This is a genomic window from Pseudomonas sp. NBRC 111131, from assembly GCF_001320525.1.
Taxonomy (GTDB): Bacteria; Pseudomonadota; Gammaproteobacteria; order Pseudomonadales; family Pseudomonadaceae; genus Aquipseudomonas; species Aquipseudomonas ceruminis.
Genome location: NZ_BCBH01000009.1, coordinates 1 through 26,021, shown reverse-complemented (window position 1 = coordinate 26,021; position 26,021 = coordinate 1). Strand labels below are relative to the sequence as shown.

General features: G+C 61.9%; 22 protein-coding genes and 7 tRNA genes. 23 read left to right on the top strand and 6 right to left on the bottom strand.

All coding sequences use genetic code 11. The features are described 5' to 3' along the window. Positions 1 to 17: 17 nt before the first annotated feature. The 5 genes from APH34_RS10825 to APH34_RS10805 all read left to right on the top strand — a co-directional run bounded on the left by APH34_RS10825 (position 18) and on the right by APH34_RS10805 (position 3,505). Entirely contained in the window at positions 18 to 653 is a 636-nt protein-coding gene (locus APH34_RS10825) for a TetR/AcrR family transcriptional regulator (protein ID WP_012313442.1), read from the top strand. A 106-nt stretch (positions 654 to 759) separates the two neighbouring features. Further along, a complete protein-coding gene (locus tag APH34_RS10820; protein ID WP_054901156.1) occupies positions 760 to 1,728 on the top strand; it encodes a GTP 3',8-cyclase MoaA in 969 nt (322 codons plus the stop codon). Between the two features lie 65 nt (positions 1,729 to 1,793). Further along, complete coding sequence (locus tag APH34_RS10815) at positions 1,794 to 2,399, top strand: DUF4823 domain-containing protein (protein ID WP_054901155.1); 606 nt, start codon at positions 1,794 to 1,796, stop codon at positions 2,397 to 2,399. A gap of 10 nt (positions 2,400 to 2,409) precedes the next feature. Then, positions 2,410 to 2,970, top strand: coding sequence for a DUF1285 domain-containing protein (locus tag APH34_RS10810; RefSeq protein ID WP_054901154.1), 561 nt, complete (start codon positions 2,410 to 2,412; stop codon positions 2,968 to 2,970). 103 nt (positions 2,971 to 3,073) lie between these two features. Continuing rightward, positions 3,074 to 3,505 (top strand): cupin domain-containing protein, encoded by a 432-nt coding sequence (locus tag APH34_RS10805; RefSeq protein WP_054901153.1) that lies wholly within the window; start codon positions 3,074 to 3,076, stop codon positions 3,503 to 3,505. A 41-nt stretch (positions 3,506 to 3,546) separates the two neighbouring features. Here APH34_RS10805 and APH34_RS10800 read toward each other — a convergent pair. Continuing rightward, positions 3,547 to 3,622: transfer RNA gene (locus APH34_RS10800), tRNA-Asn, on the bottom strand. A 75-nt stretch (positions 3,623 to 3,697) separates the two neighbouring features. Further along, positions 3,698 to 4,894, bottom strand: a complete 1,197-nt coding sequence (locus APH34_RS10795) for an amino acid aminotransferase (protein ID WP_054901152.1) — start codon at positions 4,892 to 4,894, stop codon at positions 3,698 to 3,700. Positions 4,895 to 5,182: 288 nt separating this feature from the next. Between APH34_RS10795 and uvrB the strand changes: the two genes are divergently transcribed. Continuing rightward, positions 5,183 to 7,198, top strand: coding sequence for an excinuclease ABC subunit UvrB (uvrB, locus tag APH34_RS10790; protein WP_054901151.1), 2,016 nt, complete (start codon positions 5,183 to 5,185; stop codon positions 7,196 to 7,198). A gap of 36 nt (positions 7,199 to 7,234) precedes the next feature. Here uvrB and APH34_RS10785 read toward each other — a convergent pair whose 3' ends face one another. Together APH34_RS10785 and APH34_RS10780 are read right to left on the bottom strand one after the other, a co-directional pair. Further along, positions 7,235 to 8,725, bottom strand: a complete 1,491-nt coding sequence (locus APH34_RS10785; protein ID WP_176516262.1) for an MDR family MFS transporter — start codon at positions 8,723 to 8,725, stop codon at positions 7,235 to 7,237. Between the two features lie 49 nt (positions 8,726 to 8,774). Next, on the bottom strand, positions 8,775 to 9,830 hold the full coding sequence (locus tag APH34_RS10780; RefSeq protein ID WP_054901149.1) for an HlyD family secretion protein: 1,056 nt from the start codon (positions 9,828 to 9,830) through the stop codon (positions 8,775 to 8,777). A gap of 143 nt (positions 9,831 to 9,973) precedes the next feature. Here APH34_RS10780 and gltX point away from each other — a divergent pair, with 143 nt between their 5' ends. The 12 genes from gltX (at position 9,974) to APH34_RS10720 (ending at position 16,139) form a co-directional block, all read left to right on the top strand. Beyond that, positions 9,974 to 11,455: a glutamate--tRNA ligase gene (gene gltX, locus APH34_RS10775; RefSeq protein ID WP_054901148.1), complete on the top strand. Its 1,482-nt coding sequence runs from the start codon at positions 9,974 to 9,976 to the stop codon at positions 11,453 to 11,455. 246 nt (positions 11,456 to 11,701) lie between these two features. After that, positions 11,702 to 11,777 (top strand) — tRNA-Ala (locus tag APH34_RS10770). A 72-nt stretch (positions 11,778 to 11,849) separates the two neighbouring features. Beyond that, a tRNA-Glu gene (locus tag APH34_RS10765) sits at positions 11,850 to 11,925 on the top strand. A gap of 53 nt (positions 11,926 to 11,978) precedes the next feature. Then, positions 11,979 to 12,054: transfer RNA gene (locus APH34_RS10760), tRNA-Ala, on the top strand. A gap of 42 nt (positions 12,055 to 12,096) precedes the next feature. After that, positions 12,097 to 12,172, top strand: a tRNA-Glu gene (locus APH34_RS10755). A 64-nt stretch (positions 12,173 to 12,236) separates the two neighbouring features. Next, positions 12,237 to 12,312: transfer RNA gene (locus APH34_RS10750), tRNA-Ala, on the top strand. A gap of 41 nt (positions 12,313 to 12,353) precedes the next feature. Continuing rightward, positions 12,354 to 12,429 (top strand) — tRNA-Glu (locus APH34_RS10745). A gap of 174 nt (positions 12,430 to 12,603) precedes the next feature. After that, the gene (locus tag APH34_RS10740; protein WP_054901147.1) at positions 12,604 to 13,143 is read left to right on the top strand and encodes a TetR/AcrR family transcriptional regulator; all 540 of its coding nucleotides are present in this window, start codon (positions 12,604 to 12,606) and stop codon (positions 13,141 to 13,143) included. Positions 13,144 to 13,166: 23 nt separating this feature from the next. Next, the gene (locus tag APH34_RS10735; protein ID WP_054901146.1) at positions 13,167 to 14,000 is read left to right on the top strand and encodes an alpha/beta fold hydrolase; all 834 of its coding nucleotides are present in this window, start codon (positions 13,167 to 13,169) and stop codon (positions 13,998 to 14,000) included. Positions 14,001 to 14,043: 43 nt separating this feature from the next. Next, entirely contained in the window at positions 14,044 to 14,478 is a 435-nt protein-coding gene (locus tag APH34_RS10730) for a thioesterase family protein (RefSeq protein ID WP_054901145.1), read from the top strand. A gap of 51 nt (positions 14,479 to 14,529) precedes the next feature. Further along, entirely contained in the window at positions 14,530 to 15,501 is a 972-nt protein-coding gene (locus APH34_RS10725) for a tRNA-dihydrouridine synthase (RefSeq protein ID WP_054901144.1), read from the top strand. A gap of 194 nt (positions 15,502 to 15,695) precedes the next feature. Further along, positions 15,696 to 16,139 (top strand): Hsp20 family protein, encoded by a 444-nt coding sequence (locus tag APH34_RS10720; protein ID WP_054901143.1) that lies wholly within the window; start codon positions 15,696 to 15,698, stop codon positions 16,137 to 16,139. Positions 16,140 to 16,196: 57 nt separating this feature from the next. On the opposite strand, the gene APH34_RS10715 is transcribed toward APH34_RS10720, so the two are convergent. Both APH34_RS10715 and APH34_RS10710 read right to left on the bottom strand, forming a co-directional pair. After that, positions 16,197 to 19,493 (bottom strand): PAS domain S-box protein, encoded by a 3,297-nt coding sequence (locus APH34_RS10715; RefSeq protein ID WP_054901142.1) that lies wholly within the window; start codon positions 19,491 to 19,493, stop codon positions 16,197 to 16,199. Between the two features lie 60 nt (positions 19,494 to 19,553). After that, positions 19,554 to 20,432, bottom strand: a complete 879-nt coding sequence (locus APH34_RS10710; RefSeq protein WP_054901141.1) for a LysR family transcriptional regulator — start codon at positions 20,430 to 20,432, stop codon at positions 19,554 to 19,556. Positions 20,433 to 20,562: 130 nt separating this feature from the next. Here APH34_RS10710 and leuC point away from each other — a divergent pair, with 130 nt between their 5' ends. The 5 genes from leuC to asd all read left to right on the top strand — a co-directional run bounded on the left by leuC (position 20,563) and on the right by asd (position 25,864). Then, the gene (gene leuC, locus APH34_RS10705; RefSeq protein WP_054901140.1) at positions 20,563 to 21,996 is read left to right on the top strand and encodes a 3-isopropylmalate dehydratase large subunit; all 1,434 of its coding nucleotides are present in this window, start codon (positions 20,563 to 20,565) and stop codon (positions 21,994 to 21,996) included. Next, positions 21,993 to 22,637, top strand: a complete 645-nt coding sequence (gene leuD / locus APH34_RS10700) for a 3-isopropylmalate dehydratase small subunit (protein WP_054901139.1) — start codon at positions 21,993 to 21,995, stop codon at positions 22,635 to 22,637. The genes leuC and leuD overlap by 4 nt, the downstream gene beginning before the upstream one ends. Positions 22,638 to 22,786: 149 nt before the next feature. Continuing rightward, on the top strand, positions 22,787 to 23,551 hold the full coding sequence (locus APH34_RS10695) for a class I SAM-dependent methyltransferase (RefSeq protein ID WP_054901138.1): 765 nt from the start codon (positions 22,787 to 22,789) through the stop codon (positions 23,549 to 23,551). Between the two features lie 54 nt (positions 23,552 to 23,605). After that, a complete protein-coding gene (gene leuB / locus APH34_RS10690; protein WP_054901137.1) occupies positions 23,606 to 24,688 on the top strand; it encodes a 3-isopropylmalate dehydrogenase in 1,083 nt (360 codons plus the stop codon). 63 nt (positions 24,689 to 24,751) lie between these two features. Continuing rightward, a complete protein-coding gene (gene asd / locus APH34_RS10685) occupies positions 24,752 to 25,864 on the top strand; it encodes an aspartate-semialdehyde dehydrogenase (RefSeq protein WP_054901136.1) in 1,113 nt (370 codons plus the stop codon). Positions 25,865 to 26,021 lie beyond the last annotated feature (157 nt).

Genomic DNA, 26,021 nt, shown 5'->3' with positions numbered 1-26,021 from the left:
GTCATCCAGTCCTTCCTATGCAGAAAGAACCTCGTAAGGTCCGTGAGTTTCGCCGTCGCGAACAGGAAATCCTCGACACCGCGCTCAAGCTGTTCCTCGAACAGGGTGAAGACAGCGTCACTGTCGAGATGATCGCCGACGCCGTAGGTATCGGCAAAGGCACGATCTACAAGCACTTCAAGTCCAAGGCGGAGATCTATCTGCGCCTGATGCTCGACTATGAGCGGGACCTGAACGCGCTGTTGCACTCAGCCGATGTCGATCGTGACAAGGAGGCGCTGTCGCGCGCCTACTTCGAGTTTCGCATGCGTGATCCGCAGCGCTACCGGTTGTTCGACCGCCTGGAAGAAAAGGTGGTCAAGGGCAACCAGGTGCCGGAGATGGTCGAGGAGTTGCACAGCATCCGTGCCTCCAATTTCGATCGCCTCACCCAGTTGATCAAGGGCCGCATCAGCGAAGGCAAGCTCGAAGACGTGCCACCGTACTTCCACTACTGCGCAGCATGGGCGCTGGTGCATGGCGCAGTAGCGCTTTACCACTCGCCGTTCTGGAGCAACGTGCTGGAGGATCAGGAAGGCTTCTTCCAGTTCCTCATGGACATCGGCGTACGCATGGGCAACAAGCGCAAGCGGGATCCGGAACCTGCCAGCTGAGGCATCTGGCCGTTTGTGAGTAAACCCGGCATGGACAGGGGCTTGCAAAAACCTGAATTTTGAGTCAGGTTTTGCCAGCCCCGATTCATCCATGCCGGAGTCATCCATGATCGTCGATCGTCAAGGCAGGCGTTTTCGCAACCTGCGCGTCAGCCTGACGGCTGCCTGTAACTACGCGTGCACCTATTGCGTACCGGATGGCAAGCGGCTCGTGGCGGCGCAGGACGAACTTCCGGCGCAGGCGCTGGCAACAGGTGTTGCCTACCTGATGGAAACCGCGGGTATCCAGCGCCTGCGTATCACCGGCGGCGAGCCTCTGGTCAGCCCCAGGCTGGATGCATTTCTCGCCGCAGTGGCCAGGCTCGACCTCGAAGACATCACCTTGACCACCAATGGCCAACTGCTTGCGCGCAAGTTGCCGCAACTACAGGCGGCGGGGATCCGCCGCTTGAATGTGTCCCTTGATAGTCTCGACCGGGAGGCTTTCCGACGTATCGCGCGGGGCGGGGACCTGGCCAGTGTCTTGGCCGGCATGCAGCAGGCCCAGGCCATGGGCATGCAGATCAAAGTCAACATGGTGCCCATGCGCGGGCAGAACCTGGACCAGGTGCTGCCAATGCTCGAGTACTGCCTGGCCCATGGTTTTGAACTGCGTTTTATCGAGCTGATGCGCATGGGCCACCTGGCACGTGATCACAACGCCTTTTTGCAGCAGTTCGTGGGGCTCGAGCAGTTGTTGGCGATGATCGGCCGCGAGCATGCGTTTCGACAGGCCGATGCGCCGCCGGACGCTACCGCGCTGCGTTATCACATTATGGGCAAGGGCCATTTTGGCGTGATCGCCAATGAAAGCGTACCGTTCTGCCGGAGCTGTTCGCGCTTGCGTCTGTCGTCCACGGGTTGGCTGCATGGCTGCCTGTCGTCGGGCAATCGTCACTATATCGGCGACGTGCTGGAGCAGCCGCGTCACCAGGCACTGCCCGCCCTGCAGCAATTGCTGGTGAAGGCGCTGGGTGACAAGCAAGCAGTGGCATTTTCCGGTGATGTGATGGTGATGAAAGTGATTGGCGGCTGATCTGGCGCAAAAGCTGCATCCGCCGGCTATTCGCCGGTTTTTCGTCACCGGCCACTGGAGGGAAGATGCGTAGCCTGGTCTTGCCGCTGGCGCTGTTGGCGCTGGGCGGCTGCATGAATGTCAGCGATATGGGCGAGGGCGTCCGTTACCACATGAGCGATGCCGGCCTGCTGGATCACAGCGATACGCGCCGCACCTTGTCGATCCGCCTGCAACCCGATTCGTTCATCTTCATCGGCCAGGGCGCCTTCATGCCGCCGGGCAAAGGCCCGGTGCCAAAGCAGAACGTGGTAGCCGAGGAGGCGTTCAAGAGTTTCGTCGAGTACTTCCCGCTGGTGCGCCGCGCGCAAGGGCCGCTGGGTCTGGAAGAGGCGATCGCCGAAGCGCGTGCGGTCGGCGCCGACTATGTGCTGTATACCCGCTTCGCTCGCACCGATGACCGCATCGGCAATGGTGACGAATGGTATGACGAACAGGCTGTCGACCGCCTGGGGTGGGACACGGGCGTGGTGCAGATGATGCTGATCGAGACCAACACCCGCTACCTGATCGACACGGCGCGGATCAAAAGCCGTGGCGGTTTGTTGACGTTCCACGACAACTCACCGCAGGATTTGCTCGCAGCGCCTATGCGCGAGTACGCTCGTAGCCTTCTGGGCATGAGTGAGTGAGGGCAGGGTAATGACGGATTCCGGCAAGGCCAATGATCTTCTGGCGCAGGTCCCCAAGCACAAGGGCTTGCCGCCGGTGCATCTGTGGAATCCGGATTTCTGCGGTGACATCGACATGCGCATTGCCCGTGATGGCACCTGGTATTACCTGGGCACGCCAATCGGCCGCAAACCGATGGTGCGGCTTTTTTCCACCATCCTGCGCCGCGATGGCGATGACTATTTCCTGATCACGCCCGTGGAAAAGGTGGGTATCCGAGTCGACGATGCCCCCTTTGTTGCCGTTACCCTGGACGTGCAGGGCAGTGGTGAACAACAGGTCCTGCGGTTTACCAGCAATGTCGACGATCAGGCCGAGGCCGGGCCGGACAACCCGGTGCGGGTCGAGATCGATCCACTCACGCAGGAACCCTCGCCTTATGTGCTGATGCGCAGCAACCTTGAGGCATTGATCCATCGTAATGTGTTCTACCAAATGGTGGAGCTGGCAGTACCCCGGGTGATCGAAGGCGAAGAATGGCTAGGGGTCTGGAGCCATGGCGAGTTCTATCCGATCGGGCGTAGTGCCTGACATACCGGCGCAGCAGCGGCCCCCTGCTTTTTCCCTGAATTGGCCATTGGTCACCCACGCGCCAGGGCATACCCTGCTGGCAGTTGCCAATCAGGAGAAACCCATGAAGCCCTCGCGCCTTTCCTTTGCCTTGCTTGTCAGTGCCGGTCTGCTCACGGGGCAGCCCAGCGCCTGGGCGCACGGTAACGTGACTGATCAGGTCGAAGTCCTGCAGAAACAGCAACCGTCGAACGCCCCCGGCAAGACCGCCGTGATGCTTACCGTCCGCTATGCGCCCGGCCAGGCATCTCCCGCCCACCAGCATCCTGGTGCAGTGATGGCCTACGTGCTCGAAGGGACGGTAGTGTCGAAGCTCAACGACCAGCAGGAAAGGACCTACAGGGCCGGTGATTACTGGTACGAAGCGCCGGGTACGGTACACAGCGTTTCGCGCAATGCCAGCAAGACCGAGCCTGCCAGGTTGCTGGTCTGGAGCCTGGTGGACACGGGTAAGCCTGTTACCGAGCCACTGCTCAATCCGGCCGAGCAGAAATGAAAAAACCTCCAGTGCTTGCGCACTTGGAGGTTTTCAGTATTTGGCTCCGCGACCTGGACTCGAACCAGGGACCCAATGATTAACAGTCATTTGCTCTACCGACTGAGCTATCGCGGAATCTGCGCCTATCTTACTGATTGCTAAGGGGAAGTCAACCCACCCCTTAGCAGTCCAGGCAGCCAGATCAAGCCGTTACAGTACTTCGACGATGGCTTTGGTCACCACGTGGATGTTGCTTTGATTCAGTGCGGCGACCGCGATGCGGCCGGTGTCCAGCGCATAGATCCCGAACTCGTTCTTCAAGCGTGCCACCTGCTCGACGGTCAGGCCCGAGTAGGAGAACATGCCCGCTTGGCGGCCAACGAAGCTGAAGTCGCGCTTGGCGCCATATTCGGCCAGCAGTTCGACCATCTGCTTGCGCATGCCGTGGATGCGGGTGCGCATTTCGGCCAGCTCGGTTTCCCACATCTGGCACAGCTCAGCGCTATTGAGCACGGTGGCGACGATGGTCGCGCCGTGGGTCGGCGGGTTGGAGTAGGTGGTACGGATCACACGCTTGACCTGCGACAGCACACGGGTGCTTTCGTCCTTCGAGCCCGTGACGATCGACAGCGCGCCGACGCGCTCGCCGTACAGCGAGAACGACTTGGAGAACGAGCTGGAAACGAAGAAGTCCAGGCCCGACTCGGCGAACAGGCGCACGGCGAAGGCGTCTTCGGCGATGCCAGCACCAAAGCCCTGGTAGGCCATGTCGAGGAACGGCACATGGCCCTTGGCCTTGACCACTTCCAGGACGTTTTTCCAGTCGTCCAGGGTGAGGTCGACACCCGTCGGGTTGTGGCAGCAGGCGTGCAGCACGACGACCGAGCCGGACGGCAGGGCGTTCAGGTCCTCAAGCATGCCGGCGCGATTGACGTCGTTGCTCGGGGCGTCGTAGTAGCGGTAGGTCTGTACCGGGAAACCAGCTGTTTCGAACAGCGCGCGGTGGTTTTCCCAGCTTGGGTCGCTGATGGCCACCACGGCATTGGGCGACAGGCGCTTGAGGAAGTCGGCGCCGATCTTCAGAGCGCCGGTGCCGCCCACGGCCTGCACGGTGACCACGCGGCCAGCGGCCAGCAAAGGCGATTCGGCGCCGAAAATCAGTTTCTGCACGGCCTGGTCGTAGGTGGCGATGCCGTCGATCGGCAGGTAGCCGCGCGATGCATGCTGGGCAGCACGCTGGGTTTCGGCTTCGATCACGGCGCGCAGCAGCGGAATGCGGCCTTCCTCATTGCAGTACACGCCCACGCCCAGGTTGACCTTGTCGGTCCGGGGATCGGCGTTGAATGCTTCGTTGAGGCCCAGAATGGGGTCGCGGGGTGCCAGCTCGACAGCGGAAAACAGGCTCATTGTTACCTTGGCTCTGAATGGAGAGTGATAGGACGTACACGCTCCAGCCGAAATGCACTGAAGCGGTGCACAAACGGGGAGTCAGTATAGTGATACCGACCGGTCACTGCGACACTCTGGCGCAGCTTTTCCAATCATTTGCGCAAATATTTTTCAACCATTGGTCGAATTGGCGGGTCCATCGCAAAGAGTGCTCGCACCTGGGGCTTGAATCTGGACCCCTGCGGGCCTATTTGCGTATAGACTACTGGCTAAATTTACAGTTACTGCGTTACCGCGAGGTCCGTCATGTCCGAGTTCCAGCTCGTCACCCGATTTCAGCCGGCCGGCGACCAGCCCGAGGCTATTCGCCAGATGGTCGAGGGCATCGATGCGGGGCTGTCGCACCAGACCCTGCTCGGCGTGACCGGTTCGGGCAAGACCTTCAGCATCGCCAACGTCATCCAGCAGGTGCAGCGGCCGACCCTGGTGCTGGCGCCGAACAAGACCCTGGCTGCCCAGCTGTATGGCGAATTCAAGGCGTTCTTCCCGAACAACGCAGTGGAGTATTTCGTTTCCTACTACGACTACTACCAGCCCGAAGCCTATGTGCCATCGTCGGATACCTTCATCGAGAAGGATGCCTCGATCAACGACCACATCGAGCAGATGCGCCTGTCCGCCACCAAGGCACTGCTGGAGCGGCGCGATGCAATCATTGTCACTACCGTATCGTGCATTTATGGCTTGGGTAGCCCCGAGACCTACCTGAAGATGGTCCTGCACGTCGACCGTGGCGACAAGCTGGACCAGCGTGCGCTGCTGCGCCGCCTGGCGGACCTGCAATACACCCGCAACGAGATGGACTTCGCCCGTGCCACCTTTCGCGTGCGGGGTGACGTGATCGATATCTTCCCGGCCGAATCGGACCTGGAAGCCATCCGCATCGAGCTGTTCGATGACGAGGTGGAGAACATCGCCGCCTTTGACCCGCTGACGGGCGAAGTCTTCCGCAAGCTGCCACGCTTTACCTTCTACCCCAAGAGCCACTACGTCACCCCGCGGGAAACCCTGCTGGGCGCGGTGGAAGGCATCAAGGAAGAGCTCAAGGACCGTCTGGAGTACCTGCACAAGGCGAACAAGCTGGTCGAGGCCCAGCGCCTGGAGCAGCGCACCCGCTTCGACCTGGAGATGATTCTCGAACTGGGCTACTGCAATGGTATCGAGAACTACTCGCGCTACCTGTCCGGGCGCCCGGCCGGTGCGCCACCGCCCACCCTCTACGATTACTTGCCGCCCGATGCGCTGTTGGTGATCGACGAGTCCCATGTCAGCGTTCCCCAGGTGGGCGCGATGTACAAAGGGGACCGTTCACGCAAGGAAACACTGGTCGAGTACGGCTTCCGCCTGCCTTCGGCACTGGACAACCGGCCGATGCGCTTCGATGAGTGGGAGGCGGTGAGCCCGCAGACCATCTTCGTCTCGGCCACACCAGGCCCCTACGAAGCCGAACATGCCGGCCGAGTGGTCGAGCAGGTGGTGCGCCCCACAGGCCTGGTCGACCCGCAGGTCGAGGTGCGCCCGGCGCTGACTCAGGTCGACGACCTGCTGTCGGAGATTCGCAAGCGCGTGGCCCAGGGCGATCGGGTGCTGGCCACCACGTTGACCAAACGCATGGCCGAGGACCTGACCGATTACCTGGCCGATCACGATGTGCGGGTGCGCTATCTGCACTCGGACATCGACACGGTGGAGCGGGTCGAGATCATTCGCGACCTGCGCCTTGGCACCTTTGACGTGCTGGTGGGCATCAACCTGCTGCGCGAGGGCCTGGACATGCCTGAGGTGTCGCTGGTGGCGATCCTCGATGCCGACAAGGAAGGGTTCCTGCGCTCCGAGCGTTCGCTGATCCAGACCATCGGTCGCGCTGCGCGTAACCTCAATGGGCGCGCCATCCTTTACGCCGACCAGGTCACCGGCTCCATGCAGCGGGCCATCGACGAAACCGAGCGCCGCCGCGAGAAGCAGATCGCCTTCAACACTGCCAACGGCATCGTGCCCAAGGGCGTGGTCAAGGACATCACCGATATCATGGAAGGCGCCACCGTGCCGGGTTCGCGCAGCAAGAAGCGCAAAGGCATGGCCAAGGCTGCGGAGGAGAGCGCCCGTTACGAAGCCGAACTGCGTACGCCGGGCGAAATCACCAAGCGCATCAAACAGTTGGAAGAGAAGATGATGCAGTTCGCCCGCGATCTGGAGTTTGAGGCGGCGGCGCAGTTGCGCGACGAGATCACTCAGCTTCGGGAGCGCCTGATTACCAGTTGACCGTGCCCGGCATGGCGCTCCGCTCAAGGAGCGCCGTCAGTGCGCCTCTGCGGCCTTCAACCCCTCCGGTAGCTTGCGGGTCAGTAGCACTGCCACCATGCTCACTGCCAACCCGATCCCCACGAAGTGGAAGGCATCGTTGTAGGCCATGATCAGCGCCTGCTGATGGGTAATCTCGCTCAACTTGCCCAGTGCCGCATTGTCATTGCCCAACCGCTCCGCCAGTTGCGCCAGGCGTTCGGCCACCTGTGGATTGCTCGGCACCACGGCCTCGCGCAAGTAATCGAAATACACCTTGGTTCGCGCATCCAGCAAGGTGGCGAGCAGGGCGATGCCAATAGCGCCGCCGAGGTTGCGCAAGATGTTGAACAGGCTCGATGCAGAACCGGCATCCTGCTGCTGGATATAGGCGGTGGCGATCAGTGAGATGGTCACCATGATCATCGGTTGCCCGAGCGCGCGAATGATCTGGATATGGTTGAACTGTGGCCCGGCGAAGTCGGGGTTCAGCACGCCGGACCCGAAGCTGGCGGCGCCGAACAGGCAAAAGCCCAGCGCACACAACAGCTTGGGCGGCACCACCTTCATCAACTGCGGCACCAGCGGTATCAAGAACAGCTGTGGCACGCCCATCCACATGATCACCTCGCCGATCTGCAAGGCGTTGTAGCCCTGTATCTGTGCCAGGTACAGCGGCAGCAGGTAGATCGACCCATATAACCCAACCCCCATGCCTAGGCTGGCAATGCTGGACAGGCCGAAGTTGCGGTTGCCGAGAATGCGCAGGTTGATCAACGGGTGCGGTTTGGAAAACTGCAGGATGACAAAGGTGATCAGGCTGATCAGGGCGACGCTGCCCAGCCCGACGATCAGGTTGGATTCCAGCCAGTCCTTGCGGTGGCCCTCTTCAAGGAACACCTGCAGGCAGCCCAGCCCCAGGCCCAGGGTCACGATGCCCGCATAGTCGGTACTTTTGAGCAGTTCCCAGTGTGCCTCCTTCTTCTCGAGTCCATACATCAACCCGGCGATCATGACCAGCCCAGGCGGGATGTTGATGTAGAAGATATATTCCCAGCCCCAATTTTCGGTCAGCCAGCCGCCCAGAGTGGGGCCGATGGAGGGGGCGAAGGTGGCGGTCATGGCGAACATCGCCATGCCTTTGGCACGGTGGTGTTCGGGCAGCTTGATCAGGGTCAGGGTGAACGCCAGGGGGATCAGCGCACCCCCTGTAAAGCCTTGCAGGGCGCGGAACAGGATCATGCTCTCCAGGTTCCAGGCCATGGAGCACAGCAGGGAGGACAGCAGAAAACCGGCGGAAACCCACACTGCAAGGCGCCGCGCCGACAGCAACTGCACCAGCCAGGCGGTCAGCGGAATCATGATGATCTCCGCCACCAGGTAGGAGGTGGAGATCCACGAGCCTTCCTCCAGGGTCGCCGATAGCGCCCCCTGGATGTCCTTGAGCGAGGAGTTGGTGATCTGGATGTCCAGCACCGCCATGAAGGCGCCGAGCATCACGCTCATCACCGCGATCCAGTCGCGCCGGCTGGGCTCTGCGGCAGGCCGGAGCAACGGATCACCGGCCATTGTGGTCTTTGTCTGCAGTGCGCAGGTCGACGGTGGCGGTTACCGACATGCCGGGGCGGATACGCCCGTGTAGCGGGTTGTCGGCGGCGAAGGTCAGCTTCACCGGGATACGCTGGACCACCTTGGTGAAGTTGCCCGTGGCATTGTCCGGCGGCAGCAGGCTGAACTGCGCGCCGGAGGCGGCGAACAGGCTGTCGACACGGCCCTCGATCGGCGTGTCGGGGTAGCTGTCGAACAGCAGCTCGGCGCGCTGGCCGGGCTGCATGCGGCCTATCTGGGTTTCCTTGAAGTTGGCCTGCACCCAGATAGCTTCGTCGGGCACGATCGACAGCAGATAAGCGCCGGCTTGCACCACCTGGCCGTTGCGCGCGTTGCGCTGGCCGATGGTACCGCTGATCGGGGCGCGGATCTCGCAACGGGTCAGGTTCAGTTCGGCCTGGGCCAGGTCGGCACGGGCGTTGGCTATCTGCGCGTCAAGGCGCTTGAGCTCTGCGGACAGCGCATTGACTTGCTGGCGCTGGCTTTGCAGGTCGGCACGGGCTTTGTCGACCTGGGAGCCGGCGACATGGTTTTCCGCCGACAGGGTGGTCACTCGCTCTTCGGAAACGAAGCCCGGTATGCGCAGCTTCTCGGCCCGGTTGAGGTCCAGGCGCGACCGGTCGAAGGTGGCCTGGTTGGCGGCGACCTGGGCCTGGCCTGCAGCGATCAGGCTGCCTTGCTGGGTCAGGCGGCTTTGTGCCTGCACGTATTCCGCTTCGCGGGTGGCCAGGGCTGCGCGTGCGCGTTCCAGGGCCAGGTCGAAGTCTGCCGCTTCCAGGCGCACCAGCAGCTCACCTTTTTCTACATGCTGGTTGTCCTCCACGCGCACCTCGTCGATGCGGGCGCCAAGCTGGCTGGAGATGCGTGTTATCTCACCCTGCACGTAGGCGTTGTCGGTGCTCTCGTAGAAACGGCCCTTGAAATACCAGTGGGCCAGGAAGGCGAGGGCGATGATGGCCACCAGGGTGAAGAAGATCAGCAGGCGGCGTTTGAGTTGAGCGGGCATGGGGACTATCGTTCCAGAAATGTAAGCAAATTTAACAGCGATAGGCAGGCTCACCACAAGTGACGTTCGCGCCATTGCTGGAGCCAGGTGCCTGCTCCCTGCTAACATCCCGCCTTTGTTTCATCTTTCGTTCGAGACTCTCCATGACCACCGTTCGCACGCGTATCGCGCCATCGCCCACGGGCGACCCCCATGTCGGCACCGCCTACATCGCCCTGTTCAACTACTGCTTTGCCAAGCAGCACGGCGGTGAGTTCATCCTGCGCATCGAAGACACTGACCAGTTGCGCTCGACCCGCGAGTCGGAACAGCAGATCTTCGACGCCCTGCGCTGGCTTGGCATCGAATGGAATGAAGGGCCGGATGTCGGCGGTCCGCACGGCCCGTACCGGCAGAGCGAGCGTGGCGAGATTTACGCCAAGTACGCCAAGCAACTGGTCGATGCCGGCCATGCGTTTTATTGCTTCTGCACAGCCGAAGAACTCGAGCAGATGCGTGCCGAGCAGATGGCCCGCGGCGAAACCCCGCGCTACGACGGCCGCGCCCTGCTGCTGAGCGCCGAAGAGGTGCAGCGCCGCCTGGCCGCAGGTGAGCCCCATGTGATCCGCATGAAGGTGCCGAGCGAAGGTATCTGCGTGGTCCCGGACATGCTCCGTGGCGATGTCGAGATCCCATGGGACCGCATGGACATGCAGGTGCTGATGAAGAACGACGGCCTGCCGACCTACTTCCTGGCCAACGTGGTCGACGACCACCTGATGGGCATCACCCACGTGCTGCGTGGCGAAGAGTGGCTGCCGTCGGCGCCGAAGCTGATCAAGCTGTATGAGTACTTCGGCTGGGAACAACCCAAGCTGTGCTACATGCCGCTGCTGCGTAACCCGGACAAGAGCAAGCTGTCCAAGCGCAAGAACCCGACCTCGGTAACGTTCTACGAGCGCATGGGTTTCATGCCCGAGGCAATGCTCAACTACCTGGGCCGCATGGGCTGGTCGATGCCGGATGAGCGCGAGAAGTTCTCCCTGGCCGAAATGGTCGAGCACTTCGACCTGTCGCGCATCTCCCTGGGTGGCCCCATCTTCGACATCGAGAAACTGTCGTGGCTCAACGGCCAGTGGCTGCGTGAGTTGCCGGTGGAAGAATTCGCCGCGCGTGTTCAGCAATGGGCGTTCAACAGCGACTACATGATGAAGATTGCCCCGCACGTGCAGGGCCGGGTCGAAACCTTCAGCCAGATTGCCCCGCTGGGCGGCTTCTTCTTCGAAGGTGCGCTCAGGCTCGACGCCACGTTGTTCGAAAGCAAGAAGCTGTCTGCAGACCAGGTGCGTCAGGTGATGCAATTGATCCTGTGGAAGCTCGAAAGTCTGCGCCAGTGGGAAAAAGACCGCATTACCGGGTGCATCCAGGCGGTGGTCGAAGCGCTGGAGCTGAAATTGCGTGACGCCATGCCGCTGATGTTCGCTGCCATCACTGGCCAGGCCAGCTCGGTGTCGGTGCTCGATGCGATGGAGATCCTTGGCCCGGACCTGACCCGCTACCGTCTGCGTCAGGCCCTGGACCTGCTGGGTGGCGTGTCGAAGAAAGAAAACAAAGAGTGGGAAAAGCTGCTGGCGACCATCGCCTGAGGCGGCCGTAACCCTAACCTGCAAGGGCGGGCATGCCCGCCCTTGCAGGTTCAATTGCTCAGCAATCGTTGCAATGTTTCGGGGCAGGGCGGTAAGTGATTGTTATCTGTGAAAAAACTTTTGAATTTTTTCAAGAATTTGTTTGACAGCACTGCAATCCGATCTTAATATGCGCCCCGTCCACAGCGATGAGCGAAACGAAGCGCAAGGCACCCAGCCAGCGACTTCAGCTCAAAGCGACATTGTGGGGCTATAGCTCAGCTGGGAGAGCGCCTGCATGGCATGCAGGAGGTCAGCGGTTCGATCCCGCTTAGCTCCACCAAATTCCGCTTGGTAGCCAAGGCTGCCAAGCAAGACCGGTTCCAGCAAACGGGTCTTGAAGGTAAGAAGGTTCGTCCCCTTCGTCTAGTGGCCTAGGACACCGCCCTTTCACGGCGGTAACAGGGGTTCGAGTCCCCTAGGGGACGCCAGTTTTGCACAAGCGATGTTTTAGGATGTCGCTGGGCCGAGAGGCTAGAAATCCGGGGCTATAGCTCAGCTGGGAGAGCGCCTGCATGGCATGCAGGAGGTCAGCGGTTCGATCCCGCTTAGCTCCACCAATTTAGCCAGGGTTCGCGTTGGCGGATCTTAGCGAAGGTTTCGTCCCCTTCGTCTAGTGGCCTAGGACACCGCCCTTTCACGGCGGTAACAGGGGTTCGAGTCCCCTAGGGGACGCCACTTTACCCGCGTTTTGCGGGGCTTTAAGAGGCTCATTCGCACATTGGATGAGCCTTTTGTTTTCGGGGCTATAGCTCAGCTGGGAGAGCGCCTGCATGGCATGCAGGAGGTCAGCGGTTCGATCCCGCTTAGCTCCACCAATTTAGCCAGGGTCTGCGCAGCAGATCTTCGCGAAGGTTACGTCCCCTTCGTCTAGTGGCCTAGGACACCGCCCTTTCACGGCGGTAACAGGGGTTCGAGTCCCCTAGGGGACGCCACGTTTACCCGCGTTTTGCGGGACTTTAAAGGCTCATTCGCTTATTGAATGGGCCTTTTGTTTTTTTACCCTTCCCAAAACCAGCGCGCGGCGATAGAGGGCGGCAGATTCTGCTTGCGGAAAAATATGATGAGTATAATATTTTGATCATCATATTTCCCCGGTGAACTGCACCATGAGCGACAAGAAGACCAAAACCCGCGAGCGCATTCTCGAGGCTGCCTGCAGTGCGCTGATCCAGCATGGCCCGGCGGAGCCGAGCGTCAGCCAGGTCATGGGCGCTGCGGGGCTTACTGTAGGGGGCTTCTATGCCCACTTCGACAGCAAGGACGAACTCATGCTCGAGGCCTTTCGCCAATTGCTTGGCGAGCGCCGGGCCTTGCTCGCCCACGTTGACCCCACCCTGGATGGTGCAGGGCGGCGAGCGCTGGTAAGCGCTTTCTACCTTTCGCGCAAGCACCGTGATGCCGAAGTGCATGCTTGCCCGTTGCCCAATTCGATCGGCGAGATGCAGCGCCTGCCGGACATCTTTCGTGAAGTGCTGGCCGAACATATCGAGCTGATGACTGCGGCGATGGTCGATCGCCCCGAAGACGCCGACAAGGCTTTGGCTGACTTGGCCCTGATGGTCGGTGGTCTGGCGCTGGCCCGTGCCTTGGGCACCGGCGAGTTGTCCGACCGTATCCTGCGCGCCGCCAAGTCGGCGGTTATCTGAAGCCTCTGACCTGGAGCACGGTGATGACTACCTTGAGCTGGATTCGTGGTGTGAATGGCTCCCTTGGCCGCCTCGCCCCCGAACATATCGCCGGCAAGATGCGCCGCGCCTTCATGACCCCGCGCAACCTGCCACCTCGGCAATGGGAGCTGCCCTTGCTGGCCAGCGCCGAGCGCATCACGCTGCGCTTTGGGTTGTCTGCCTTGCGCTGGGGCAAAGGGCCAACGGTGTTGTTGATGCACGGCTGGGAAGGGCGCCCGACCCAGTTCGCCGCGCTGATTGACACCCTGGTGCAAGCGGGGCACACCGTGGTCTCGCTGGAAGGCCCGGCCCATGGTTGCTCACCGGGGCAGCAGGCGCATGTGGTGCTGTTCGCCCGAGCGCTGCTGGAGGCTGCTGCCGAGTTGCCGCCGCTACGTGCCGTGATCGGTCATTCAATGGGCGGTGCCAGTGTCTTGCTGGCCCTGCAGATGGGCCTGCGGGCCGAGGCTGCGGTGAGTATCGCCGCACCTGCGCAACTGCTCGGCGTGCTGCGCCGCTTCGCCCGGCACTTGGGCCTGCCCGTGCGGGCCAGAGCCGCCTTCATTCGCCAGGTCGAACGGGATGTCGGGATGCAGATAGCCCGGCTGGATGTCAGTGGCTACCAGTTGGAGTTGCCGGGCTTGGTGGTGCATGCGGCCGATGACACGCTGGTACCCGCCACTGAAGCCGAGGCCATTCACAAGGCCTGGTTCGACAGCCGCCTGCTGCGCCTGGAGGAGGGGGGACATCAACGGGTGCTGGCTGATCCACGCCTGGGCGAGGCGGTGCTTGATTTGCTCAGCCGTGCCAGCGCACCTGCGCGGCAAAGCGCCTGAACATCCGATACACTCTGCCCGTTTACTGACAAGGGGAGCGGGCATGAGCTGGGACCTGGCAACGCCATTCATCATTGACCTGCGCGTCGGCAGCGAGGATATCGACGGCCTCGGCCACGCCAACAACGCCGTCTATGTCACCTGGTTGGAGCGTTGCGCGTGGCGCCACTCCCAGCGGCTGGGCCTGGACTTGGCCGAATACCGGCGCCTTGACCGGGCCATGGCGGTGGTGCGCCACGAAATCGACTACCTCGCTGCGGCCTACGAAGACGACGAGCTGCAACTGGCCACCTGGATCATCGACTGGGACCAGCGCTTGCGCATGACTCGTCGGTTTCAGCTCAAACGCCCGCGTGATGGCGTGACCTTGCTACGCGCGCAGACCACCTTCGCCTGTATCGAACTGTCCAGCGGCAAACCCAGGCGCATGCCGGCAGCGTTCATCGAAGGTTACGGCCCGGCGCTGATCGGCGCCTGAAACGCTGGCATTTTTTGCTAGACTGCCGCCTTTTCCCGCCGAGAGCCTTACATGCAAATTGCCCTGGCCCCCATGGAGGGGCTGGTCGACAACATCCTGCGCGATGTTCTGACCCGCGTGGGGGGGATCGATTGGTGCGTCACCGAGTTCATTCGGGTGTGTGACCGCCTGCTGCCCCCCTCATCGTTCGACAAGCTCGCCCCTGAGCTGCGCCAGGGTGCCCGCACGGCTGCCGGTGTGCCAATGCGTGTGCAGTTGCTGGGTTCTGATCCAGTCTGCCTGGCTGAGAACGCCGCGTTGGCCTGTGAGCTGGGCGCGCCGGTGATCGACCTGAATTTCGGCTGCCCGGCCAAGACCGTTAACAAGTCACGGGGCGGCGCGGTGCTGCTCAAGGAGCCGGAACTGCTGCATGCCATCGTGCAGGAGGTGCGCCGTGCTGTGCCAGCGCACATTCCGGTCACTTCAAAAATGCGCCTGGGTTTTGACAGCCCAGATGGTGCGCTGGCGTGTGCCACAGCGTTGGCGGAAGGTGGCTCGGCCCACCTGGTGGTGCATGCGCGAACCAAAGTCGAAGGCTACAAGCCCCCGGCGCACTGGGAGTGGGTGGCGCGGGTGCAGGATGTGGTCAAGGTGCCGGTATTTGCCAATGGCGAGATCTGGACGGTTGATGACTGGCGGCGTTGCCGTGAGGTCAGTGGCGCCGAAGACATCATGCTAGGGCGGGGGCTGGTGTCGCGACCGGACCTTGCCTTGCAGATTGCAGCCGCACGTGACGGGCGTGACTATCAGCCGATGAGTTGGGAGGCGTTGTTGCCATTGCTGGGTGAGTTCTGGCGTCAGGCACAGGCCAAGCTGTCGCCGCGCTATGCACCCGGTCGGATGAAGCAGTGGTTGGCGATGCTGACGCGCAGTTATCCGGAGGCGGTGGTGCTGTTTGCCGAGTTGCGGCGCGAGGACGATTGTCAGCGTATCAGCCGTTTGCTTGGGGTTGAGGTACCGGCCGTCGAGGCATGCGTCGCCTGATCCAGCCCAGTCGCCGGCAAGCCGGCCCCCTTAATCATGCTCAGGCTCAACTTCTAAAAACCATCCAAAAAAAATCACATTTTTTTTGCACTTGCCCCCTTGAAAGCCGTCTCCTGACCCCTATTTATTCAGTACGCGATGCCGAAGACGGGTCGCGTAATGACTCACTTGCTGAATTTCAGGAGTTTATGACCATGACTAGCGCTTTCTCTCTTGCACCCCTGTTCCGCCATTCCGTTGGCTTCGACCGTTTCAATGACCTGTTCGAGTCCGCGGCGCGTAACGAGGCGGGTAGCAGCTACCCACCCTACAACGTCGAAAAACATGGCGATGACCACTATCGAATCGTGGTTGCCGCAGCCGGTTTCCAGGAGCAGGACCTCGACTTGCAAGTCGAAAAAGGTGTTCTGACCGTAACCGGTGGCAAGCGCGAGAACGGCACCGCTGAAGTGACCTACCTGCACCAGGGCATCGCCCAGCGTGCCTTCAAGCTGTCGTTCCGCCTGGCTGACCATATCGAGGTCAAATCCGCCGGCCTGGCCAACGGCCTGCTCAGCATCGATCTGCTGCGCATCGTGCCTGAAGACGCCAAGGCCAAGCGTATCCCGATCAATGGCGAGCAGCCTGCGCTGAACTGAGTTCGGCGAAATGAACGAAAGGGCACCTTCGGGTGCCCTTTCTTCGTTGCAGCAGCGTCAGTAATCGGCGGGCGCTTCCATCAGCATCTGCCGAAACGCCTGCAAGGGCAGCGGCCTGCTATGCAGGTAGCCCTGATACAGGTGGCAACCCAGCCGCTCGAGAAACGCCAGTTGCTCGGTCAACTCCACACCCTCGGCAATCACCGCCAGGTCCAGGCTGCGTGCCATGGCCACGATGGCGCGGACGATCTCGGCGTCGTTGGGGTCGTCGGGTGCGTCGCGGACGAACGTCTGGTCGATCTTCAGTGCATCCACCGGCAAGCGCTTGAGGTAGGTCAGTGACGAATACCCGGTGCCGAAATCATCCATCGCGAAGCTCACGCCGTAACGTTTGAGTTCGCGCATCTTGCTGATGGTGTCTTCAAGGTTCTGGATCACAATGCCCTCAGTGATCTCCAGCTTGAGGATCTGCCGTGGCAAGCGGTAATCGTCCAGGCTGCGCAGCACCCGTTCGACGAAGTCGTTCTGACGGAACTGGCGCGGGCTGATGTTCACGCACAGGCTGAAATCATCAGCGTCGATCAACCCATCCTCAAGCATGCGCGCGCAGGCATCGCAGGCTTCATCAAGAATCCAGCTACCCACCTCAAGAATCAGGCCGCTTTCTTCAAGGACCTGAATGAACTGCGACGGCGCCTGCTGGCCCAATTGCGGGTGGTGCCAGCGCAGCAGCACCTCGGCACCGACGATGCGGTTGTCGCGGGCATCCACCTGCGGTTGAAAATGCAACGCCAGCTCGCCTCGGGCCAGCGCCAGGCGCAGGTCGCTTTCCATGCGTAGGCGTTCGCTGGCGGCTTTTTGCATGGTGGTATGGAACAGCTGAGTGGTATTGCGCCCTGAATCCTTGGCCCGATAGAGGGCGATATCGGCCCGCTTGAGCAGGTCGGCCGGGGTGGCGCCGTGGTCGGGGATCAGCGCCACACCAATGCTGGGGGTGACCTGCAGGCGCTGGCCGTCCAACGACATGGGCTCGGCCAGCAACTCGCGTAGGGTGTCGGCCAGCTCACGAACCTTGTTTTCCACCGCTTCACGGCTGCCTTCCAGGCCGCTGATCAGCACCACGAACTCGTCGCCGCCCAGCCTCGCCACGGTGTCCTCCAGGCGTACGCTGGCTTCCAGCCGTGCGGTGATGATCTTCAGTACGGTGTCGCCCACCGGATGCCCCAGTGAGTCATTGATGTGCTTGAAGTGGTCAAGGTCGAGGAACAGCAGGGCGCCGCGCAGGTTGTGCCGTCGCAGCAGCGCGATCTGCTGGCTGAGGCGGTCCATCAGCAGGGCACGGTTGGGCAGGTTGGTCAGCGGGTCGTGGTAGGCGAGGTGACGTATCTGCGCCTGGGCGTTCTTCAACTGGCTGACATCGCGGGCGGTGAGCAGCAGGCAATCGACCTCGTTGAGGCTGATCGGCTCCACCGACACTTCCACGGTAAGGATGTCTCCACGCTTGTTGCGCCCCAGCATCTCCCGGTGGTGTACTCGGCCACGCTCCTTGAGCTCGTTGAGCAGGGCGCTGCGCTGTTTGTCGTCGGCCCAGATACCCAGCTCGAAGACACTGCGGCCCACCACCTCGCTGGCGCTGTAGCCGGTCAACCGGCAGAAGCCGTCGTTGACCTCCAGATAGCGGCCGCTGCGGCGCTCGGTGATGGTGATGGCATCAGGGCTGGAGTGGAAGGCCTTGGCGAACTTCTCTTCGCTGGATTTAAGTGCTGCCTCGGCGCGTTGTTGCTGGGTGATGTCGCGCAGCGTGGTGACACTGCAGGGCTGGTCGTCGACGCTGATCAGGCGGCTGGAGATCACGCACGTCAAGGGCGAGCCGTTGCGGTGGTTGACCACCACCGCGACATTGCTCAGCGCCTGTTCGCGGATGACGCGTTCTATGCGCTTGGCGCGCTCGATCGATTCGGCCCACAGGCCGATTTCCTCGGCGCTGCGGCCAATCACCTGCTCTGCGCTCCAGCCGAACGTCTGGGTGAAGGCCGGGTTGATCTCGATGAACTGGCCAGTGTCCTGACGGGTCACACAGATCGGATCGGGACTGACCTGGAACAGGCTGGCGAATTTTTCCTCCGAGGCGCTCAGGCGCTGTTCGCGCTCCACCTGCTCGGTAATGTCAAGCAACGTGCCGGCCATGCGCAGGGGGGTGCCCCGTTCGTCACGGTACAGGCGCGCGCGGCTTTCGATGTAGCGCGAAGCACCGTTTTCCAGTTGCACTCGGTAGGTGATCTGGTAGTTGCCTGCCGGGCCTTCGCGCAGGCTGCGATAGGCCTGGCGCATCGCATCGCGCTCTTGTTCGAGGACTCCCTCGAAGAACGCATCGAACGATTCATGAAACGGTATCGGGTCCAGCCCGTGCAATTGCGCCGCACGGGCTGAGCCGTAGAGCATGCCGCTGGGGATGTGCCAGTCCCAGGTGCCTAACTGCGCCGAATCCAAGGCCAGGTCAAGGCGCTCCTGGCTGTCCTTGAGCGCCTGCTCGGCGCGCTTGCGCTCGGAAGTGTCGACGAAAGTGCTGAGCAGAAAGGTCACGCCTTCGAGCTCGATGCCTTGGGTACACAAGATGCCGTCGTGGACGTTGCCGCTGCTGGCCCGGAACTGCACCTCCATGATCACCGGGCCACCGCTGGCGCGGGTCGAGTCCAGTACCAGGTGGCGCTGCTCGGGGTTCACCCATAGGCCAAGCTCCAGGCTGGTCTTGCCAATCACCTGGTCCCCGGGCCAGCCGAACATGTCTTCGAAATGTTGGTTGACCTCGAAGATCATGCCGTCGTGGCGACGGGTGAGCAGGATGGCGTTGGGGCTCAGGTGAAACAGGGTCGCAAAGCGCTTTTCCGAATTGATCAGCGCCGTCTCTCGTTCGCGTTGGCGGGTAATTTCGCGGATTACCCCGATCATCTGCGGCCGACCAAGGCGGTCGTGGGTCAGGCTGCCGTTGATTTCCAGCCAGTGCAGACTGCCGTCTGGCCAGCGGATGCGATGGCGCATGGCCTTCTCTGCAGGCTCGCCATTGACCACAGCCTGAAACAACTGGCGGGTACGGGCGCGATCTTCTTCTGGCAGCAGGTCGAGGTAGTCAATGTCGTTGGGCAGAGGCCGGTGCGGATCGAAGCCGAACAGTGCCTGGGTGCCGCGGGACCAACTGACCCGTCCGCTTTCGATATCCCATAGCCATGCACCCAGGCGGGCGCCATTGAGCGCGGCCAGCAGTTGCGGGGCGTTCTGCCAGGCTTGCTCCGACTCCTGAGGGTCAGCAGCGGGAATGCGCGGCAGGCGCGGAAAGCGTTTTGCTGATTTGGGCATTGGTACCAGACCTTTGGCGGTTGACGCGTCCTTGAGTGGAAGTGCCGGGCTGACGACCGGTCAGGCGGACCCTGCGTGGCTGTCGAGCAGGGCCATGAAGGCCCTCGCCGCGTTCGATAGCGTTCGCTCCGTATGCAGTATGTAGCCTAGCTGGCGCGACAGTTGTATGCCGGGCAAAGCGATCGGTGCGACCTGATGGTCGAGCATCGTGCGGGGCAGTACGCTCCAGGCCAGGCCGATGGAAACCATCATTTTGATGGTTTCCAGGTAGTTGGTGCTCATGGCGATATTGGGGGCCAGGCCCTGGCTTTCGAACAGCCGTTGGACGATATGGTGGGTGAAAGTGTTGCCGCCCGGAAATACCGCTGGATGGCGTGCCACGTCGGCGAGGCTGACCTGGGCATTGTTGGCCAGTGGGTGTTCAGGGGCAGCGACGAAATCCAGGGCATCGACCCATACCGGCACCGCCTTGACCAGGTGATGGGGCTCGGGCGCGAGGGTGATGACCGCAATTTCGGCGCGCCCGTGGAGAATCTCGTCGTAGGCTGCTTCTGAATCCATGAACTGAATATCCAATGCAACAGCTGGATACTGACGGGTGAAGGCCCGCAACAGCGGGGGCAGGCGGTGCAGCCCGATGTGGTGGCTGGTAGCGAGGGTCAGGCGACCGCTGACCTCTCCGGTCAGATTCGTCAGCGCACGTCGGGTATCATCGAGGACGTTGAGAATCTGGTAGGCACGTGGCAATAGGGCCCGGCCAGCTTCGGTCAGGGTTACCTCGCGGCCCAGGCGGTCGAACAGGCGCACATCAAGCTGCTGCTCAAGGCCCGCGATGCGTTTGCTGATTGCAGGCTGGGTCAGGTGCAGGCGCTCGCCGGCCCTGGAGAAGCTCCCGGCTTCGGCGATGGCGATAAAAGCACTGAGATTGGCCAGGTCCATTTCTCGGATTCCTGATGGTTATGCAAAGCATGAAAATTATGAATTTGAGTTATTCAATCTATCGCCATAGCATCGTCCGTACAAGCCAAGGGGTCTTTGGCATAGAAAGACGCTGATGAGGAACAGTCTGATGGCTGGCAAAACGCTCTACGACAAACTCTGGGAAGCCCATGAGGTCAAGCGCCGTGATGACGGCTCGTCCTTGATCTACATCGACCGCCATATCATCCACGAAGTGACCTCGCCACAGGCCTTCGAAGGCCTGCGCCTGGCCAACCGCAAGCCATGGCGCATCGATACCAACATCGCCACGCCCGACCACAACGTGCCGACCACGCCAGAGCGTAAAGGCGGTATCGAAGCCATCGCCGACCAGGTGTCGCGCCTGCAGGTGCAGACCCTCGATGAGAACTGTGACGAATATGGCATCGTCGAATTCAAGATGAACGACGAGCGCCAGGGCATCGTCCACGTCATCAGCCCGGAGCAGGGCGCCACCTTGCCAGGCATGACCGTGGTCTGCGGCGATTCGCACACTTCCACCCACGGCGCCTTCGGTGCCTTGGCCCACGGCATTGGCACCTCCGAGGTCGAGCACGTGCTCGCCACCCAGTGCCTGGTTGCCAAGAAGATGAAGAACATGCTGGTGCGCGTCGAGGGCCAATTGCCCGCAGGCGTCACTGCCAAGGACATCGTGCTTGCCGTGATCGGCAAGATCGGCACCGCAGGTGGCAATGGCCACGCCATGGAGTTCGCCGGCAGCGCCATCCGTGAGTTGTCGATGGAAGGCCGCATGACCATCTGCAACATGTCCATCGAAGCGGGCGCCCGGGTAGGCCTGGTGGCGGTCGACGATACCACCATCGCTTACGTCGAAGGCCGCCCCTATGCGCCCAAGGGCGAGCAGTGGACGCAGGCGGCGCAGGCCTGGAAAGGCTTGGTCTCGGATGCCGACGCCGTGTTCGACACCGTGGTCGAGTTGGACGCCGCACAGATCAAACCACAGGTCAGTTGGGGCACTTCGCCCGAGATGGTTCTGGCCGTCGACCAGCGCGTGCCGGACCCGGCCGCCGAGCCCGATCTGATCAAGCGTGGCTCGATCGAGCGTGCCCTCAAGTACATGGGGCTCGCTGCCAACCAGGCGATCACTGACATCAAGCTCGACCGCGTCTTCATTGGTTCGTGCACCAACTCGCGCATCGAAGACCTGCGCGCCGCCGCCGAGATTGCCAAGGGCCGCAAGGTCGCTGCCAACGTCAAGCAGGCGCTGGTGGTGCCAGGCTCCGGGCTGGTCAAGGCCCAGGCCGAGCGTGAAGGCCTGGACAAGATCTTCCTCGAAGCTGGCTTCGAATGGCGCGAGCCTGGCTGCTCGATGTGCCTGGCGATGAACCCGGACCGCCTGGAAAGCGGCGAGCATTGCGCGTCCACGTCCAACCGCAACTTCGAAGGCCGTCAGGGCGCCGGTGGTCGTACCCACCTGGTCAGCCCGGCCATGGCCGCCGCCGCCGCGGTGACCGGCCACTTCATCGATGTCCGCGAGTTGATTCAAGGGAGCGCAGCATGAAAGCCTTTACCCAGCACACCGGTCTTGTCGCCCCGTTGGACCGTGCCAACGTCGACACCGACCAGATCATCCCCAAGCAGTTTCTCAAGTCGATCAAACGGACCGGCTTTGGCCCCAACCTGTTCGATGAATGGCGCTATCTGGATGTGGGCCAGCCTTACCAGGACAACAGCAAGCGCCCGTTGAACAAGGAGTTCGTGCTCAACCACGAACGCTATCAGGGGGCCAGCGTATTGCTGGCGCGGGAGAACTTCGGTTGCGGCTCGAGCCGTGAGCACGCCCCGTGGGCGCTGGACGAATACGGCTTCCGCAGCGTGATCGCCCCGAGCTTCGCTGACATCTTCTTCAACAACAGCTTCAAGAACGGCCTGCTGCCGATCATCTTGAGCGATGAGGAAGTCGACGAACTGTTCAAGCAGGTCGAAGCCAACCCAGGCTACCAGCTGACCATCGACCTGCAGGCGCAGGCGGTGACCCGCCCGGATGGCAAGGTGCTGCACTTCGAGATCGATGCGTTCCGCAAGCATTGCCTGCTCAATGGCCTCGATGATATCGGCCTGACCCTGCAGGACAGCGATGCGATCAAGGCCTTCGAAGGCAAGCACCGTGCCGGCCAGCCTTGGCTGTTCCGTGATGCCTGATTGATGCAGTTGGGTTGGCTGGCCTCATCGCTGGCAAGCCGGCTCCTGCAGGGGCTGCACAGGTCTTTTGAATCTGTGGAGTCCCTGTGAGGGCCGGTTTGCCGGCGATATCGGCAGTACAGGCAACCTGAAACCAGAAGGAACATCCCATGACCAGCACCTCCCACACCGATGTTGTCCAGCGCCAGTTCGGCGAACAGGCCAGCGCCTACCTCAGCAGCGCCGTGCATGCCCAAGGCAGTGAATTTGCGCTGCTGCAGGCCGAGCTGGCAGGGCAGGGCGCAGCCCGCGTACTGGACCTGGGCTGTGGTGCCGGTCACGTCAGCTTCCATGTCGCGCCCTTGGTCGCCGAAGTGGTTGCCTACGACCTGTCGCAGTCGATGCTCGACGTGGTCGCCAGTGCCGCCGCCGAACGCGGGCTGGGCAACGTCAAGACCGCCCATGGCGCCGCCGAACGCTTGGCGTTCGCCGATGCTTCGTTCGACTTCGTCTTCAGCCGCTATTCGGCGCACCATTGGAGCGATGTGGGCCTTGCGTTGCGTGAAGTACGTCGGGTGCTCAAGCCCGGCGGGGTAGCGGCGTTCATCGACGTCATGTCGCCAGGCAGCCCACTGCTCGACACCTACCTGCAGTCGGTGGAAGTGCTGCGCGACACCAGCCATGTGCGCGATTATTCTGCTGCCCAGTGGCAACGCCTGGTCAGCGAAGCGGGCCTGCATGTGCGCAGCCACTCGCGCCAGCGCCTGCGCCTGGAATGGGCGTCGTGGGTAGAACGCATGCGCACCCCCGAGCCGTTGCGTGTGGCCATCCGCCAACTGCAGCAGGCCATGGGCGAGGAAGTGCGGCAGTATTACCAGATTGAAGCCGATGGCTCGTTCAGCACTGATGTCATCGTGCTGTGGGCCGAGCGCTGAGTTTTTTACGGTGCGGCCGAGCCGGTCGCGCCGCTTGAATGGATAGAGGAAAGCATGAGCAAGCAGATTCTGATTCTCCCAGGTGATGGCATCGGCCCGGAAATCATGGCCGAGGCGGTCAAGGTGCTGGAGCTGGCCAATGACAAGTTCCAGCTCGGTTTCAGCCTTGAGCACGACGTGATCGGCGGCGCGGCCATCGACAAGCACGGTGTGCCCCTGGCCGACGAGACCCTGGAGCGTGCGCGCAAGGCCGATGCCGTGCTGCTGGGCGCCGTGGGCGGCCCTAAATGGGACAAGATCGAGCGTGACATCCGCCCTGAGCGTGGCTTGCTGAAAATCCGCTCGCAACTGGGTCTGTTCGCCAACCTGCGCCCGGCCATTCTTTACCCACAGCTGGCCGATGCCTCTTCGCTCAAACCGGAAATCGTCTCAGGCCTGGACATCCTCATCGTCCGTGAGCTGACTGGCGGCATCTATTTCGGTGCACCGCGTGGCCAGCGTGAACTCGAAGGCGGCGAGCGCCAGGCTTACGACACCCTGCCTTACAGCGAAAGCGAAGTGCGCCGTATCGCCCGTGTCGGCTTTGACATGGCGCGGGTACGGGGCAAGAAGCTGTGCTCGGTCGACAAGGCCAACGTCCTGGCTTCCAGCCAGCTGTGGCGTGAGGTGGTCGAGGACGTGGCCAAGGACTATCCGGATGTCGAGCTGAGCCATATGTACGTCGACAATGCCGCCATGCAGCTGGTGCGTGCGCCCAAGCAGTTCGACGTGGTCGTGACCGACAACATGTTCGGTGACATTCTGTCGGATGAAGCTTCCATGCTGACCGGTTCCATCGGCATGCTGCCTTCGGCGTCGCTGGATGCCGACAACAAGGGCATGTACGAACCTTGCCACGGCTCGGCGCCAGACATCGCAGGCCAGGGCATCGCCAACCCGCTGGCGACCATTCTGTCGGTCTCGATGATGCTGCGTTACAGCTTCAACCAGCAGGCTGCGGCTGAGGCCATCGAGCAGGCAGTCAGCCTGGTGCTGGACCAGGGCCTGCGCACCGGCGACATCTGGTCGGCCGGTTGCAGCAAGGTCGGTACACAGGAAATGGGCGACGCAGTAGTCGCAGCGCTGCGGAATCTGTAATCTCTCTGGCCCGCCACCGTTTTTGGTCGGTGGCGGCCCACTTTTAGCAAAGGTGTAGTTGCGATGAAACGTGTAGGTCTGATCGGTTGGCGCGGTATGGTCGGTTCCGTGCTCATGCAGCGGATGCTGGAGGAGCAGGACTTCGACCTTATCGAGCCGGTGTTCTTCACCACCTCCAATGTCGGTGGCCAGGGCCCGAACGTGGGCAAGGATATTGCTCCGCTCAAGGACGCTTATTCGATTGAAGAACTCAAGACCCTCGACGTGATCTTGACCTGCCAGGGTGGCGACTACACCAACGAGGTCTTCCCCAAGCTGCGCGAAGCCGGCTGGCAGGGGTACTGGATCGACGCCGCCTCGTCCCTGCGCATGCAGGACGATGCGGTGATCGTGCTCGACCCGGTCAACCGCAAGGTAATCGACCAGCAACTCGATGCCGGTACCAAGAACTACATCGGTGGCAACTGCACTGTCAGCCTGATGCTGATGGGCCTGGGCGGCCTGTTCGAGGCGGGCCTGGTCGAGTGGATGAGCGCCATGACCTACCAGGCGGCTTCCGGTGCCGGCGCGCAGAACATGCGCGAGCTGATCAAGCAGATGGGGGCTACCCACGCTGCCGTAGCGGATGACCTGGCCAACCCGGCCAGCGCTATCCTCGACATCGACCGCAAGGTGGCTGAGGCCATGCGCAGCGAGGCCTACCCGACCGAGAACTTCGGCGTGCCGCTGGCGGGTAGCCTGATCCCGTGGATTGACAAGGAACTGCCGAACGGTCAGAGCCGTGAAGAGTGGAAGGCTCAGGCCGAAACCAACAAGATCCTTGGCCGCTTCAAGAGCCCGATCCCGGTCGATGGCATCTGCGTGCGTATCGGCGCTATGCGCTGCCACAGCCAGGCGCTGACCATCAAGCTGAACAAGGATGTGCCGCTGGCCGATATCGAAGGCATGATCAGCCAGCACAACCCATGGGTGAAGCTGGTGCCGAACCAGCGTGAAATCAGCATGCAGGAGCTGAGCCCGACCCACGTCACCGGCACCCTGAACATTCCAGTGGGGCGCCTGCGCAAGCTGAACATGGGTTCCCAGTACCTGGGTGCGTTCACCGTTGGCGACCAGCTGTTGTGGGGCGCTGCGGAGCCGCTGCGCCGTATGCTGCGTATTCTGTTGGAGCGTTGATCGCTCTGCAGTAGCTAAAAACCCGCGCTGGCAACAGCGCGGGTTTTTTTATGCATTTGCTTCCGCGTTCGCTCTTGCTCTTGCTCTTGCTTCTAAGCGCGCGAGGGTCCAGGCGACGCTGAGTGCGACTTCAGGAGGCCGAGCGCAGGCCTTGCGC

Coding starts and splice junctions, on each gene's coding strand:
- APH34_RS10825 (WP_012313442.1), top strand. CDS start 18: ATGCAGAAAGAACCTCGTAAGGTCCGTGAGTTTCGCCGTCGCGAACAG.
- APH34_RS10820 (WP_054901156.1), top strand. CDS start 760: ATGATCGTCGATCGTCAAGGCAGGCGTTTTCGCAACCTGCGCGTCAGC.
- APH34_RS10815 (WP_054901155.1), top strand. CDS start 1,794: ATGCGTAGCCTGGTCTTGCCGCTGGCGCTGTTGGCGCTGGGCGGCTGC.
- APH34_RS10810 (WP_054901154.1), top strand. CDS start 2,410: ATGACGGATTCCGGCAAGGCCAATGATCTTCTGGCGCAGGTCCCCAAG.
- APH34_RS10805 (WP_054901153.1), top strand. CDS start 3,074: ATGAAGCCCTCGCGCCTTTCCTTTGCCTTGCTTGTCAGTGCCGGTCTG.
- APH34_RS10795 (WP_054901152.1), bottom strand. CDS start 4,894: ATGAGCCTGTTTTCCGCTGTCGAGCTGGCACCCCGCGACCCCATTCTG.
- uvrB (WP_054901151.1), top strand. CDS start 5,183: ATGTCCGAGTTCCAGCTCGTCACCCGATTTCAGCCGGCCGGCGACCAG.
- APH34_RS10780 (WP_054901149.1), bottom strand. CDS start 9,830: ATGCCCGCTCAACTCAAACGCCGCCTGCTGATCTTCTTCACCCTGGTG.
- gltX (WP_054901148.1), top strand. CDS start 9,974: ATGACCACCGTTCGCACGCGTATCGCGCCATCGCCCACGGGCGACCCC.
- APH34_RS10740 (WP_054901147.1), top strand. CDS start 12,604: ATGAGCGACAAGAAGACCAAAACCCGCGAGCGCATTCTCGAGGCTGCC.
- APH34_RS10735 (WP_054901146.1), top strand. CDS start 13,167: ATGACTACCTTGAGCTGGATTCGTGGTGTGAATGGCTCCCTTGGCCGC.
- APH34_RS10730 (WP_054901145.1), top strand. CDS start 14,044: ATGAGCTGGGACCTGGCAACGCCATTCATCATTGACCTGCGCGTCGGC.
- APH34_RS10725 (WP_054901144.1), top strand. CDS start 14,530: ATGCAAATTGCCCTGGCCCCCATGGAGGGGCTGGTCGACAACATCCTG.
- APH34_RS10720 (WP_054901143.1), top strand. CDS start 15,696: ATGACTAGCGCTTTCTCTCTTGCACCCCTGTTCCGCCATTCCGTTGGC.
- APH34_RS10715 (WP_054901142.1), bottom strand. CDS start 19,493: ATGCCCAAATCAGCAAAACGCTTTCCGCGCCTGCCGCGCATTCCCGCT.
- APH34_RS10710 (WP_054901141.1), bottom strand. CDS start 20,432: ATGGACCTGGCCAATCTCAGTGCTTTTATCGCCATCGCCGAAGCCGGG.
- leuC (WP_054901140.1), top strand. CDS start 20,563: ATGGCTGGCAAAACGCTCTACGACAAACTCTGGGAAGCCCATGAGGTC.
- leuD (WP_054901139.1), top strand. CDS start 21,993: ATGAAAGCCTTTACCCAGCACACCGGTCTTGTCGCCCCGTTGGACCGT.
- APH34_RS10695 (WP_054901138.1), top strand. CDS start 22,787: ATGACCAGCACCTCCCACACCGATGTTGTCCAGCGCCAGTTCGGCGAA.
- leuB (WP_054901137.1), top strand. CDS start 23,606: ATGAGCAAGCAGATTCTGATTCTCCCAGGTGATGGCATCGGCCCGGAA.
- asd (WP_054901136.1), top strand. CDS start 24,752: ATGAAACGTGTAGGTCTGATCGGTTGGCGCGGTATGGTCGGTTCCGTG.